The organism is Amorphoplanes friuliensis DSM 7358 (genome assembly GCF_000494755.1).
GTDB lineage: Bacteria > Actinomycetota > Actinomycetes > Mycobacteriales > Micromonosporaceae > Actinoplanes > Actinoplanes friuliensis.
The window spans coordinates 7,281,717-7,295,888 of the sequence record NC_022657.1 but is presented as its reverse complement, the minus strand read 5'-3'; the positions used below and the strand labels follow the sequence as shown (position 1 = coordinate 7,295,888).

At 68.7% G+C, this 14,172-nt stretch carries 10 protein-coding genes; 1 reads left to right on the top strand and 9 read right to left on the bottom strand.

Translation table 11 applies throughout. The features are described from left to right. Positions 1-32 precede the first annotated feature (32 nt). Genes AFR_RS33595 through AFR_RS33565 form a run of 6 tightly spaced genes read right to left on the bottom strand, consistent with a single transcriptional unit; the run spans position 33 to position 11,062 of the window. Positions 33-1,955 carry an ABC transporter ATP-binding protein gene (locus AFR_RS33595; protein ID WP_148308334.1) on the bottom strand — a complete coding sequence of 641 codons (1,923 nt, stop codon included), beginning with the start codon at positions 1,953-1,955 and terminating at the stop codon, positions 33-35. 32 nt (positions 1,956-1,987) lie between these two features. Then, a complete protein-coding gene (locus tag AFR_RS33590; RefSeq protein WP_084298224.1) occupies positions 1,988-3,724 on the bottom strand; it encodes an ABC transporter ATP-binding protein in 1,737 nt (578 codons plus the stop codon). A gap of 3 nt (positions 3,725-3,727) precedes the next feature. Then, positions 3,728-4,363: a TetR/AcrR family transcriptional regulator gene (locus AFR_RS33585; RefSeq protein WP_238547169.1), complete on the bottom strand. Its 636-nt coding sequence runs from the start codon at positions 4,361-4,363 to the stop codon at positions 3,728-3,730. A gap of 46 nt (positions 4,364-4,409) precedes the next feature. Further along, on the bottom strand, positions 4,410-7,520 hold the full coding sequence (locus AFR_RS33580; RefSeq protein WP_023561281.1) for an NACHT domain-containing protein: 3,111 nt from the start codon (positions 7,518-7,520) through the stop codon (positions 4,410-4,412). A gap of 15 nt (positions 7,521-7,535) precedes the next feature. Continuing rightward, positions 7,536-9,767: a hypothetical protein gene (locus AFR_RS46925; RefSeq protein WP_023561280.1), complete on the bottom strand. Its 2,232-nt coding sequence runs from the start codon at positions 9,765-9,767 to the stop codon at positions 7,536-7,538. Further along, complete coding sequence (locus tag AFR_RS33565; RefSeq protein ID WP_158510588.1) at positions 9,764-11,062, bottom strand: tetratricopeptide repeat protein; 1,299 nt, start codon at positions 11,060-11,062, stop codon at positions 9,764-9,766. Before AFR_RS33565 ends, AFR_RS46925 begins: the two co-directional genes overlap by 4 nt. 177 nt (positions 11,063-11,239) lie before the next feature. Here AFR_RS33565 and AFR_RS33560 point away from each other — a divergent pair, with 177 nt between their 5' ends. Next, complete coding sequence (locus AFR_RS33560) at positions 11,240-12,637, top strand: DUF4331 domain-containing protein (protein WP_023561278.1); 1,398 nt, start codon at positions 11,240-11,242, stop codon at positions 12,635-12,637. Positions 12,638-12,656: 19 nt separating this feature from the next. Here AFR_RS33560 and AFR_RS33555 read toward each other — a convergent pair whose 3' ends face one another. The 3 genes from AFR_RS33555 to AFR_RS33545 are packed head-to-tail and all read right to left on the bottom strand — an operon-like array spanning position 12,657 to position 14,142. After that, entirely contained in the window at positions 12,657-13,409 is a 753-nt protein-coding gene (locus tag AFR_RS33555) for an alpha/beta fold hydrolase (RefSeq protein ID WP_023561277.1), read from the bottom strand. 8 nt (positions 13,410-13,417) lie between these two features. Next, complete coding sequence (locus AFR_RS33550; protein ID WP_148308141.1) at positions 13,418-13,759, bottom strand: SRPBCC domain-containing protein; 342 nt, start codon at positions 13,757-13,759, stop codon at positions 13,418-13,420. Between the two features lie 59 nt (positions 13,760-13,818). Further along, a complete protein-coding gene (locus AFR_RS33545) occupies positions 13,819-14,142 on the bottom strand; it encodes an ArsR/SmtB family transcription factor (RefSeq protein WP_023561275.1) in 324 nt (107 codons plus the stop codon). Between the last annotated feature and the right edge of the window lie 30 nt (positions 14,143-14,172).

The following is a 14,172-nucleotide window of genomic DNA, read 5'->3' as shown; positions in this document are numbered from 1 at the left end:
GGCCCATCGGGCCGCCCCGCTCTGCTGTGTGCTCAGTCCATGTCGACGGCGGCCTGGGCGAACTGCGCCGAGTACAGCCGGGCGTAGGCACCGTTCGCGGCGATCAGGTCGTCGTGGGTGCCCTGTTCGACGATCGCGCCCGACTCCATCACGAGGATGACGTCGGCGTCGCGGATCGTGGACAGGCGGTGGGCGATGACAAACGACGTGCGTCCGGCCCGCAGGGTGTTCATCGCCCGCTGGATCAGGACCTCCGTGCGCGTGTCGACCGAGCTGGTCGCCTCGTCGAGGATCAGGATGCTCGGCTTGGCCAGGAACGCGCGGGCGATCGTGATCAGCTGCTTCTCGCCGGCCGACACGTTGGAGCCTTCGTCGTCGATCACGGTGTCCATGCCGTCCGGCAGGGACCTGACGAAGCGGTCGACGTGTGCCGCCTCCGCGGCCGCCGCGACCGATTCCGGCGTGGGGTGGTCGGCCCCGTACGCGATGTTGTCGTAGATCGTGCCGCCGAAGAGCCAGGTGTCCTGGAGGACCATGCCCATGTGCTCGCGCAGCTCCTCGCGGGGCATGGTGGCGATGTCGACGCCGTCGAGGGTGATGCGGCCGGACGTCACGTCGTAGAAGCGCATCAGCAGGTTGACCAGGGTGGTCTTGCCGGCGCCGGTGGGTCCGACGATGGCGACCGTCTGGCCCGGTTCGACCGCCAGCGACAGGTTGTCGATCAGCGGCTTCTCCGGGGCGTACCGGAAGGAGACGTCCTCGAAGGCGACCCGGCCGCGGACCGGGCCGGTGACCGGTGACGTCTCCGGCTCGGCGGACTGCTCCGGTGCGTCCAGCAGCGCAAAGACGCGCTCGGCCGACGCGACACCGGACTGCACCAGGTTGGCCATGCTCGCCACCTGGGTCAGCGGCTGGCTGAACTGCCGCGAGTACTGGATGAACGCCTGCACGTCACCCAGCGACAGTGAACCCGACGCCACGCGCAGACCACCGACCACGGCCACCAGCACGTAGTTGACGTTGCTGATGAACATCATCGCCGGCTGGATCAGGCCCGAGATGAACTGGGCACGGAAGCTCGACGCGTACAGGCGGTCGTTGTGGGTCCGGAAGGTCTCCGCCGCCTCGTTCTGGCGGCCGAAGACCTTGACCAGCGAGTGGCCGGTGAACATTTCCTCGATGTGGCCGTTGAGCTTGCCCGTCGTGGCCCACTGGGCGACGAACTGCGGCTGCGACCGCTTGCCGATCGCGGTGGTCAGCCAGACCGACACGGGCACGGTGACCAGCGCGATCAGGGCCAGCAGCGGCGAGATCCAGAACATCACCACGAGGACGCCGATGATCGTCAGCAGGCTGGTGACCAGCTGGCTGAACGTCTGCTGCAACGTCTGCGCGATGTTGTCGGTGTCGTTGGTGGCCCGGCTCAGGACCTCGCCGCGCGGCTGCTGGTCGAAGTACGACAGCGGCAGCCGGGACAGCTTCTCCTCGACCTGGTTGCGCAGCCGGAACACCACACGCTGCACGACGGTCGCGGTCAGGCGGCCCTGGAACACCCCGAAGACCCAGGCGAACAGGTAGATGACCAGCACCCAGAGCAGCACGTGCTGCAGACGGGTGAAGTCGATGCCCTGACCGGGGATCACGTCCATCGAGGCGAGCATGTCGGCGCGGTTGGTCTGGCCCTCGGCGCGCAGCCGGGCGATGATCTCCGCCTTGCTGACCCCCGCGGGCAGGCCCTTGCCGACGATGCCGTCGAAGATGATGTCGGTGGCGTGGCCCAGCAGCTTCGGCCCGATCACCGACAGCGTCACGCTGGCGATGCCGAGCAGCGTCACCAGGGCGACGAGCATCCGCTGCGGCTTCAGCATCTTCAGCAGCCGCTTGGTGGAGCCCTTGAAATCCTGCAGCTTCTCGGTCGGCATGCCGCCGGCCATCATGCGGCCGGGCCCGCCCATCGGCGGCCCCGCCGGCCTGCGTGCGGGCGCGGTCACGCTGCCGCCTCCTGCTCAGTGAGCTGGGACAAGACAATTTCCCTGTACGTGGGGTTGGCGTCCATGAGTTCGGTATGGGTGCCCGACCCGACCACGTGCCCGTCGTCGAGCACGATGATGCGGTCGGCCTCGCGGATCGTGCTGACCCGCTGCGCCACGATCACCACGGTCGCGTCGGCGATGTGTGCGGTCAGCGCGGCCCGCAGTGCGGCGTCCGTGGCGTAGTCCAGCGCCGAGAACGAGTCGTCGAAGAGGTAGATCTCGGGCCGGTGCACGAGCACACGGGCGATCGCGAGTCGTTGCCGCTGACCGCCGGAGACGTTCGTGCCGCCCTGGGCGATCGGTGCGTCGAGGCCGCCGTCCATCCGCTGGACGAAGTCGCGGGCCTGCGCCACCTCGAGCGCCGTCCACAACTCCTCGTCGGTGGCGTCCGGGTTGCCGTAGCGCAGGTTCGAGGCGACCGTGCCACTGAACAGGTACGGCTTCTGCGGCACCAGACCGACCGTCTTCGACAGCAGCGCCGGGTCGAGCGCACGCACGTCGACGTCATCGACGAGCACGGTGCCGCCCGTCGCGTCGAACAGCCGGGGTACGAGGTTGAGCAGTGTCGTCTTGCCGCTGCCCGTACTCCCGATGACCGCGGTGATCTCCCGCGGCCGGGCCGTCAGGTTGATCCCGGAGAGCACGGGCGCCTCGGCGCCCGGGTAATGGAAGTCGACGTCACGCAGCTCGAGATGACCGTGCCGGCTCAGCTCGGTGACCGGATGCTCGGCGATCTCGACACTCGACGGGGTGTCGAGCACCTCCTCGATCCGCTCGGCGCAGACCTCGGCCCGCGGGATCATGACGAACATGAACGTCGCCATCATGATCGCCATCAGGATCTGCATGAGGTAACTGAGGAACGCCGTCAGCGCACCGATCTGCATGCTGCCGTCGTCGATGCGGTGCCCGCCGAACCACAGCACCGCGACGCTGGAGATGTTCACCAGCAGCATCACGGTCGGGAACATCAGCGCCATCAGCTTGCCGACGCGCAGCGACACGTCGGTGAGCTCCTCGTTGGCACCGCCGAAGCGGACCCGCTCCCGGTCGTCGCGGACAAAGGCACGGATCACCCGGATGCCCGCGATCTGCTCGCGCATCACGCGGTTGACCTTGTCGATGCGGACCTGCATGGTCCGGAACAGCGGCCGCATCCGCACGATGATCGCCGCTACCACGGCGACGAGCAGCGGCACGATCACCAGCAGCAGCGACGACAGCGGCACGTCCTGGTGCAGGGCGAGCAGGATGCCACCGACACACATGATCGGCGCGGAGACCATCAGCAGGAACGTCATCAGGACCAGCATCTGGACCTGCTGCACGTCGTTCGTGGTCCGCGTGATCAGCGAGGGTGCGCCGAAACTGTCGACCTCCCGCGCCGAGTAGGACAGCACCTTCGAGAAGATCCCGGCCCGGATGTCACGGCCGACCGCCATGGCCGTCCGCGCGCCGAAGTAGACGGCCGCGACCTGCGAGGCGATCTGCAACAGCGTGATGCCGAGCATCTCCAGGCCGACCTGCATGACATAACCGGTGTCACCCGGGACCACACCGTTGTCGATGATGTCGGCGTTCAGGGTGGGCAGATAGAGCGTGGCGAGCGTGGCGACGAACTGGAAAAGCACGACCAGCAAGATCGATTTTCCGTACGGCCTCAGCTGCGCCCGTAACAATCGGACAAGCACCGTTCAGGCACCCCCGTGGTGGTGTCGGTGGGCCGGGGCGATCAGGAGTCCGTCGAGCAGCAGCGACACGATCTCGTCGCCGTCGAAGCTCCTGGGGTCGCCGAACGGCCCGTACGTGTTGGCTCCGCAGAAGAGCAGAAGCATCCGGGCAACGGTCGCCGGTGACCGGCGCAGCTCCCCGGCATCGGGCGCGATGACCTCGGTGAGGCCCTCGAGCAGGTTGTGACGCGACCGGGCCATCCGCTCGGTCGCGTCGGGATGCGAGTGCGGCGACAACGCCAGGCTCCGCGCCGCCGTCATGAGCCGGGCATTGCGGGCGAACCGCTCGTTGATCAGCGTGGCGGCGGCACTGAGCCGCTCCCGCAGCCCGGCGCCGGCGTCGATCGCCGCCATCGCATCGAGGGTCGGCTGCGGGTCGAGCGCCTCCATCAGCGCGGCGACCACCAGCGAATGTTTGTCGTTGAAGACTCCGAAGATCGTCCCCTCGGCCACACCGGCCGCCTGCGCGATCTGCCGCGTGCTGATCTCGAGCCCGTGCTCGTACAGAAGGGGCACGGTGGCAGCGATCAGCGCCGCCCGCCGATCCTCGGGCGCCATCGCAGGCACCCGCCGCCGCCGCTGTCCCTGCTCCGCACTCACTGCACCGACTCTACTGAGCGAGCACTCACTCAGCCACTGACATTTGTCACGGGTACTGCCTCGCGAGGATCGACTTGGCGAGCTCGGGGATCAACCGCCGACCCAGCTCGGGCGGCAACGAGGCGACGGCGCGGCCCTCGGGTGTCTCCGCGATCCCCCTGTTGGCCTCGGAGGTCTCGATGAGCTCCTCGAAGATCTCCCGGCCGTCGTCGGGGACCAGCCGGGCCAGCGCGAACATGATGTTGATCAGACCGTACTCGTCGCGGACGGCATTCATGTCCGGCACGTTCATCAGGAGCCGTGGGTGCTGTACGACCAGCAGCGCGCGGTCGAGGGTGGGGATTTCGGCTTCAACATCGACGCGGTCGATCATCCGGACGACATCGGCGTAGGAGAAGTCCGCGGCAAATTTTGCCATCACGCTTATCTCGAGTCGCCGCAGCTGGGTCAAGTCCGGATGATTCTCGTCCTCGACGACGAAAGATTCCTCGATATGGGGCCCACCGAAGTGTGAGCGAAGAGCAAAACCGAGGTTCTCGGCCGCATCGGCGATGTCCGACCCGACCGGGGCGATCAGCTCCTCGTAGTAGTGAGGCTGCAGGAGCCCTCGGGCGGCCGCGCTCCGGATGACGTTTTTCCGATCCAGAGCCAGCCACGGCAGAGTGTCCTCGTAGTAGCCCTCCGTGCTCTCCCAGGTGATGGTGGGCACGCCGGACCTGTCCAGGCTCAGATAGTCGATCGTCGTTTCCAGTTCGGTCTTGGACAACACTGCTTCCCAGAGCCGGACCTGAGCCGGCCACCAGGTCTCGACCTCGACATCGTCAGGGCAGAAAGCTGCAACGGCGACTGGTCCCTGCTTCAGGACGACCCGCAAGCGGACGAGGTTCGAGGTGTAGACAGCGATGCGCTGCACCACGGTTCGTCCCGACGGATCGTAGGAGTCGAACTGGTTGTCCCGGCGGCGATAGTGGGCCGCCGCAACAAGATGCTCCAAAAACGGGCCCAGTTCTTCGGGGTCGTCGGTGATGTCCCAGAAGAAGTCGATGCTCTGCGAACCTGATCCGCCCAGGACCACGTGGGACAGCAGCGCGAAGAGCAGATCGTCGTTCCAGCCCTGGGATTCGCCGCTCGTGCGCCAGCTGGTGGCGGCTTCCCGCAGCAGCCGGGCTGCATGGTGGGCGATCAGATAGTCGGCGAAGGTCGCGTGCAGGAACTCGTAACTCCGGCCACCGGCGCCACCCTCGGCCTCCGAGGTGTGGACGAAGAAGAAGCGCCCGATGACCCGTCGTGCCGGGTCGGGCGGGCGGGCGGATCTGCTCGAGCTGAGTCCCCGGAGGTCCTCGGCCAGATCGTCCTCGTGCAGGAACTGCTTACCCCGGTTCACCATGCCGAACGCGACGACGCCGAGCTTCCACAGCTCGTCCCGACGTTTTTGCTCGGGATTCGTGTCGTCGCCGGTCACGTCGGGCCGGTCGAGTTCCCGGGCGACGAACTTGTCGAGCAGAGTCCGGTACAACCCGGCCGAGGTGGCACCCTCCGGCAGGTCCTGCTCCGAAGCCAGCATCGCCAGCAGGAGCAGCAGCAACGGCTGCCGGGCGAGCTCGTCGTGCGTACGCAGAGCGCCGGGATAGATGCGGCGCACGTGGCCCTCCCGGATCGCCACGGCGTTGGCCTCGGTCCACCGCTGCACCCAGGTGTCGATCTGCTCGTCGGTGAAGTCCATCAGCTTCACGACCAGGCAGCCCTGCGGGATCGTGGCCGTGTCCGCGACCACCGTCCGCGACGTGACCAGGGCGGCGACCGGCGAATCCATCTCCAGCTCGGCCCGCTGGAAGTCGGCGACGTCCCGCAGATAGTTCGACTCCGTCGCACCGGTGGCCTGCATCAGCTCGTCGAGGCCGTCGATCAGCAGCACGCGTACCCGCTTTTTGCTCGCCTCGCAGAGCTGCCGCCACTCGACCTTGCCGTGTGTCGTCTCGGTGAGCACGTCCTCGACCTGGCGGTAGATGCGTCCGGCGGGTGCGTCACGCAGCGGGATGCGTACCGTGGTGAAAGCGTCCGTGGAAAGGCGGGCGGCGCAGACGCGGGTGAGGAGACTCTTGCCCGCGCCGGGGTGGCCGAGCACCACGAGCGGCAGGGTCGCCGCGCGCGGCGAGGCAAAATGGGCGGCGAGGAAGCCGGCCAGATCGGTCCCCTCCGGCTGCAGGCTCCACCAGTCCTCGCGGGACGGCTGAGACCGGCGGTCCATCACCGCCCAGCGAAAATGCGGCTCGACGTACCCGCGGTCGACGGTCGGCGAGCGCACCGCTGTCAGACCGTCCGCCTCGACGACCGGGCGGCCGAGAACACCCCGGTTGAGGGCGGCGAGGGTGTCGCGCGCGGCATCGGCCCGGGTCCTCGGCGCCGCGACAAGACCACCGACCAGCTCCTCGAGACGCCCGAGCGCGTTCTGGGCGGCCGAGTGCTCGCCCATCACCGTCCAGATGTGGAACTCCGGCACCTCGGCGGCCAGGGCCAGATATTCGGCGCGGTACCGCTCGACGGCGTGCTCGACGATCTGCGCGTGCAGCGGTCGGGGTCCGGTCCCGGTGCCGAACCGTTCCGTCCAGGCCGCGAAGTTGCTCATCCAGCTCAGGGTCCGATGAGCCAGCGTCATGTAATAGGGCCGGATCGAGGAGTGGACGGTGGCGTCGAAACCGCTGCCGGCCCACGGCAGGTCGATCTCCACAGCCAGCAGCTGCTCCACCGCATCGTGGAAAAGCTGATCCGTGCCCGGCTCACCGACCAACCGCCGGCGGTCGTCATCGCTCAGATCACCGGTGGCCGGCCCGGCAATCGCCTGCAGCGCCTCGAAAAACGCCGCGGTGACCAGTGCGGTGTGCGTGGCGGCGAGCAGTTCGTGCCGCCGCCGGCCGGTGGCCTTGCCGAGCTTCTTGCGCCCGGTGGCGACAAGACCGTCGAGGTGGACCATCAGTTCGTTCTTCTGATCGACCCACTGCCACGCCGCGAGGAGCCACGGGTGGCCGGTGGCCAGACCGAGCGGACCGGCCGCCAGAATCCCGTAACCGAGCAGCTTGTCGAGCGCCTTCACCACCGGTGATCGCTGACCGGCCAGGATCTCCCGGGCAGTCTCCAACGTGTACGGCGATCCGCTCATCCCGCCACCGTAGGCTCAGGCGCCCAGCAGCCCCAAGGTCGCGACGGCCGCCATACCCACACCGACAGCCAGAATGATCGTTGCGGTGACGGCCGGCAGGCGGCGGGTCAGGAGGTGGCTCCAACGGCCCGCGGTCACCCGGTGCAGCCGCTCACCCCACCGAGCCAGAACAAGACCGATGCCCGCCAGCGTCGCAGCCAGCCCGATCCCGTACGCGGCGACGAGCACCACCCCGTACCAGGCCCGCCCGAGCGCCGCCGCGCCCAGCAGGACAACAACCGCCGACGGGCTGGGGGAGAGGCCACCGGCAAAGCCCATCGCCAGCAAGGTGCGCAGCCGGAGCGGCTCGTCCGGGGCGGGGATGTAGTGGGTGTGCGAACTGCCGCCATGAGAGTGCACATGGGCGGTGACCCGCGAGGCGGTCGCGACGGCCTGGCCCTGGGAGTGGCCGTGGTCGGGGCTTGGGCTGTGATCGTGGTCGTGGCTTGAGCTGGGGTCGTGGTCGTGGTCGTGGTCGTGGTTGTGGCTTGAGCTGGGGTCGTGGTCGTGGTCGTGGTCGTGGTCGTGGTTGTGGCTTGAGCTGGGGCCGTGGTCGTGGCCGTGGCTGGGGCCCCAACCGTGGCCGTGGCTGGGGCTTGAGCTGGGGCCGTGACCGTGGGAGTGGCCGTGGCCGTGGCCGTGGCCGAGGTCATGGCCGTGGTCGGGTTCCGCGGCTGCGCCCGCGGTTAGTAAACGCTCACCAACCGGAAGCGAGTCGCTGTGGCCGACCCCGGCCGGGGTTAGTGAGTGTTTACCAACCAGGGCGGGAACAGGGACCGCGTGGGGATGCGCGTGGTGGTGCTGGTGTTCCGGTTCCGCCTCGTCCCGAGTTGGTAAACGCTCACTAACCGGGTGCGGGAGCTGGTGTTCGTGCGGGTGGTCGTGGTCGTGGTGGTGCTCGTGTTCTGCTCCGACCAGCGTTGGTAAACGCTCACTAACCGGGTGCGGGAGTCGGTGTTCGTGCGGGTGGTTGTGGTCGTGGTGGTGCTCGTGTTCTGCTCCGACCAGAGTTGGTAAACGCTCACTAACCGGCTCCGAGTGCGCGTGCGCATGCACGTGGTTGTGGTCGTGCTCCGACCCCTCCCCGGTTGGTAAACGCTTACTAACCGCAAGCGGTCGGTCGAGGCCGTCGCCGCCGTGGTCGTGGTCGTGGTCGTGCATTTCCTGCCGCGCACGCATGTTCTTGAGTGCACGCAGCAGCAGATGCCCACCCACCAGCGCGACCAGCACCCCGCTGGCCAGTTGCAGCCAGCGGTACATCGCATCCGGCGCCAGCTGGACCGAAGTCGCCAGCACGATGCCCAGCGCGAGCACCCCCACCGTGTGAGTCGCCGCCACCGTCACCGCGACCGTCAGGGCCTGCCGGAGCCGGCCGCGCGAGCCCACCAGGTACGCCGCCATGATGGTCTTGCCGTGCCCCGGGGCCACCGCGTGCGCACCGCCGAGCACCACCGCGATCAGGAACGCCAGGACGCCCACGCCCAGCGTCAGTTCGGGGCGGCCCACCAGGTCCGTGAACCAAGCGGTGAAGCGGTCGACGTCCCGCGCCTGCGTGCCGGCGCTGACCGGGAATGGGGCAGGAGCAGCCGCCGGGCCGCCGGGGCGGACGTCCAGGACCACACTGCGGACGTCGGAGGTGGCCATGCCGGTCGGGTACGCGGTCAGCCGCGCGCTCACACTGTCGGCGGGTACGGCCGGGGTGTCCAGGGTGTAGCGGTCGCCGACCGCGGTGACCTCGCGCCAGCCGATGCGGTCGGGGAAGAGGTTTCCGCGGTAGCCGATCTCTGTCCGGCTCTCGATCCGCGCGTCGGCATGCAGCACGCATTGCAGCCGCAGGGTGGCCAGGCCGCCGGTGCCGGGCGGAAACGTCAGACCGGCCGGGCGGGCGTCGAGGGCCACGCGGCGGCCCGCGATGGTGATCTCGGTGGCTCCTGCGGCGGCGGCGCAGGTGCGTTCCGCGTACGCGTCGCGTTCGGGGCGGGACTGTTTGCCGTCGCGGTCGGTGTCGATCTCTTCGTGCTGGGCCTGGTACGCCGGGAGTTCAGCCAGATCGAGCAGGTAGTCGACGTCGACTCCGGTGCCGCTGATGCGCAGGCCCGCGTACTGGTTGGTGGTGAAGTTACCCAGCGGGTGGGCCTGCGCAGGTGCGGGGAGCAGGAGCGCCCCGGTGAGGGCAATGGCGCCGGCGGCGAGCAATTTGCGGATCATGCAGGTCCGTCCAGGTCGGCGAGCTGCGCGCGGGCCTTCGGGGCGTAGCGCAGGGAGAAGTGGGGGTTGATGCGGAGTGCCTGCGTGAGGTCGGTGCGGGCGCCGGCGCGGTCGCCGAGTTCGAGGCGGATCATCGCCCGGTAGTAGTGCGCGCGGGCGTCGCGTGTGCCGAGGCGCAGACCGCGGTCCGCGTGCTTCCGGGCCTCGCGGTCGCGGCCCGCCGAGTGCAGGGCCCAGGCGTACGCGGTCTCCACGGTCACGCTCGGGCGGGCGGCCAGCAGCGCACGTCCCTGGGCGACGGCGGCCGCACCTTCGCCACGGTCGGCGTGGAACAGCACCAGGTCGATGTCGGTGGTCGACGGGCCGGCGCCGGGGAGACGGGTGCTCACGCGTACAAGATCGTCTGTCGCGGTGCGGGACCGGCCCGCGGCCTCGAGGGTGTCGGCCAGGGTGACCAGGTGGTCGACGGTCGGGAGGGTCGCGGTGGCGGCGCGGAGATCGGTGAGCGCCGCGTCGAGATCACCGCGGGCGGCACTGACCTTGGCGCGGTCGGCCAGCAGCGCGGGTTCGCCGGGGCGGCGGGACAGGCCCTCGGTGAGGTAGCCGGTCGCGGTGCCGAGGTCGCCCGCGTTGAACGCCAGCTCGGCCAGGTGTGTCAGCGCGAAGGTGATGTCGGCCGGGTCGACGGCGACGTCGAGGGCTCGGCGCATCAGCTCGTTCGCCTTGGGCAGGTTGCCGCGGAGCTCGAAGAGGTAGGAGGCGCGGCCGAACGAGCCGGTGTCGGGGCGCAGATCGAGCATCCGTTGCACGGCCCGCGTGGCCTCGGGATAGCGGCCGAGTTCGACGTACGCGTCGGTGAGCACGCCGTACGCGTCGGCGGAGTAGTGGTCGGCGGCGACCGCCCGCTCGGCAAATCCGGCCGCCTCACGGAAGTTGTGCCGGGCTGCCGCGAGCGCGCCGAGACCGGTCAGCGCGGCTGCGTTCCGCTGTGGACGTACGGTCAGCGATCGGCGCAGAGCCTTTTCCGCCGCCGGATAGTGCCCGGGGTCGTAGGTGATGCGGGCGAGCTGGACGTGCGCCAGGCCGAGCTGCGCCCACGCCTGCCAGTCGCCCGGCACGTCGGCGAGATGAACACTCGTCCGGGTGACGTACGCGTCGAGGTCCCGCGTGGGTGAGACCGGGGCCGCGGTCTCGGCCGGCGGCTTCCGCAAGGGGCCCAGCGCCACCCCCGCGCCGACGAGAGTCGCCGCGGCCAGGGTGATGACCAGTGCCGGCCGGGTCCAACGTTTGCGCACGAGCACAGGGTCCTTCCGCCGGTGTCGGTACTGATCGTGCGGTACAACCTCATCAGAAACATTCGCGACACGGCTCTTTTATCTGTGGAAATGCCTCCAATCCGCCGCGAATAGGGCTACGAACGCCTGAGGAGCGTGCGGCATCGAAGCCGTCCGCCATCCGATTTCGGGGGAAGAATGCGATTCACCGAGTTCAAGCGGCGCCGGGGGCTGGTCATCGTGACCGCCGCCGGTGTCACGGCCGCCTGCGTTGCCTCGCTGGCGCCGGTACAGAGCATTGCGTCCTCGCACCGGGAGGCGCCGCTGATTGCGAGCACTCCCAGCCTGGACAACACCGACCTGTACGCCTTCGTCAGCCCTGACGACGCGAACACGGTCACCATGGTGGCCAGCTGGCAGCCGTTCGAGGAGCCGAACGGCGGCCCGAACTTCTACCCGTTCGCCGAGAAGACGGCGCACGACATCAACATCGACAACAACGGTGACGCCAAGCCGGACATCACGTACCGGTGGATGTTCACCACCTCGTACCAGAACCCGAACACGTTCCTCTACAACACCGGTGTGGTCTCGTCGCTGCAGGACAAGGACCTCAACGTCCGGCAGACGTACAAGCTCGAGCGGATCACCCCGTCGGGGACCAAGACGATCCTGTCGAGCGCGCGCGTGGCGCCGTCGTTCACCGGCAAGGCGTCCATGCCGAACTACGAGTCGCTGTCCAACGCGGCTGTCACCTCGGCGGGCGCGGGCGCGAAGTCGTTCGCGGGCCAGTCCGACGACGCGTTCTTCGCCGACCTGCGGGTCTTCGACCTGCTCTACGGCGGCGACCTGACCGAGGTCGGCCAGGACACCCTCAAGGGTTACAACGTCAACACGATCGCCCTGAAGGTGCCGAAGTCGGAGCTGGCGCTCAAGGGTGACGCCACCCGCAACCCGGTCGTCGGCATCTGGTCGACCACCTCGCGCATGGGCGCCAGCATGCACGGCAAGCCGGCCACGATGAACCAGGTGTCGCGTCTCGGCATGCCGCTGGTGAACGAGGTTGTCATCCCGCTGGGCAAGAAGAACGAGTTCAACGCCACGAAGGCGGACTCCGACGCCAAGTTCCTCAGCTACGTGCAGAAGCCGGAGGTGCCGAAGCTCATCAAGGCGATCTACAACATCCCGGCGCCCGCCGAGCCGCGGAACGACCTCGTCGAGGTCTTCCTCACCGGTGTGTGCAAGGCCTGTGGCCCGGTTGCCGCGGACCTGAACTCGCAGAAGCTCAACAAGGACGTCAACCCGAAGGCGTTCGCGCCGAGCGAGCAGCTGCGTCTCAACATGGCGGTGCCGACGACGGCCACCCCGAACCGGCTCGGTGTGGTCGGCGGTGACCTGGCCGGCTTCCCGAACGGACGCCGGCTCTCCGACGACGTCATCGACATCACGCTCCAGGCGGCCGAGGGCATCCTGCTCCCGAACCCGCCCGCAGCCGTGGCGACCCTGGGCGACGGTGTCAACACCAACGACCACGCGTTCCGGAGCAGCTTCCCGTACGTCTCGCTGTCGAACATGACAACGGTCAGCAAGTCCTGAGCTGGGCGGGGGCCGGGTCCTACCGGGGTCCGGCCCCCGCGTTCCGCAGGAAGTCGATCAGCACGGGCGCCAGGGCGGCCGGTTGCACGTCGTGCGTCTGGCCTTCGAGCGTGCGATGGTCCGCCCCCGGGAAGGCCTCCGCCGTCATTCGCGCCGCTTTCTGCAGGCTTTCCGGGCTGGCACTGCCGGACACCACCAGCAACGGCACTCCCTGGTCGGCCGGCATTTCCGTCAGCAACTCGTCGTCGTAGGCCAGTGTGGGTGCGATCGCTTCCACCGACGCGAACCCCGGCTGGTTCCGCATTCCGGTCACCACCGGCTCGGGAACGCCGACATTGCGCATGAACAGCGCCACGGCATCACCATTTGATCCGGCGGCGAGCAATTCCCGCAGCCGATCGGTGTACTCCCGGGAGCCGAGCCCGAACGGCGGCTCGTAAAGAACCACACCGGCCGCTCCGGGCGTCCTCAGCGCGACGGCGCCACCCGAGGACATCGCATACAGGTACGCCGTACCGCCGGCCTCGGCGATGAGCGCCTGCACGTCCTCGGCCTCCCGCTCCGGTGCGTAGGGCGCGGTGTCCCCGCTCTCGCCCCGTCCCCGCCGGTCGTAGGTGTAGACGGTGAAGTGATCGGTCAGCAACGTGGCCAGCGCTTGCATCGGCCCCGCCGAGCGGTGGCACATCGCCCCGTCGATCAGGATGAGCGCTGGTCCGGCGCCGCTGCGGTCGTACACGATGGTGGTGCCGTCCTGGGAAATGACTTCCGGCATGGTGCTCCCTAGGTGAGACCGGCGACGTATCCGGCGTAGCGGTCGAGACTGCTGAGGAAACCGGCCGACGCCTGCGGCGCCTCGGTCTGGTGCGTGACAACCTCGGTGCGCCCGTCGCGCAGATCGACGAAGGTCACCGTGGTCCTGATGCCGCGGTCCAGCCACACCAGCCGTTCCGGCCGGTGCACCACTTCATAAACAGCCCGCATCGTGTACGCGCTGCCGTCCGCGTCGTTCACCATCGTGGTCTCGAAAACACCCCCGGGCCGCAGGTCGACCACGATGTTCTCGAGGGGTGTGGTCGTGCCGTCGGGACCCCAGAAATGTGTCAGGTGCTCCGGCTGCGTCATGCAGTCGAACAGCAATTCGGGTGACCCGTGATGCACTCGCCGGAGGAGCAACTCGCCGCTCACCGCTCGCCTCGCAGCCGGGCCAGATGCTGCTCGAGACGGTCGTGGCGGTCGGCCCAGACCTGCTTGTTCTCGGCGACCCAGCCGACCGCGGCATCGAGCCGCTCGGCCTCCAGCACGCAGGGCCGCGACTGCGCGGACCGGGTGCGCGAGATGAGCTGCGCGTGCTCCAGCACCTTGAGGTGCTTGGAAACCGCCTGCTGGCTGATGGCGAACAGCTCGGCGAGCTCGGTGACGGTGGCATTGCCCCGGGCCAGCCGCTCGACGATCGTCCGCCGCGTGGGATCGGCCAGCGCGCCGAAGACCAGGCTCAACTCGTCCATGCCGGAAACCTACCCACAACCCTGAGGTTG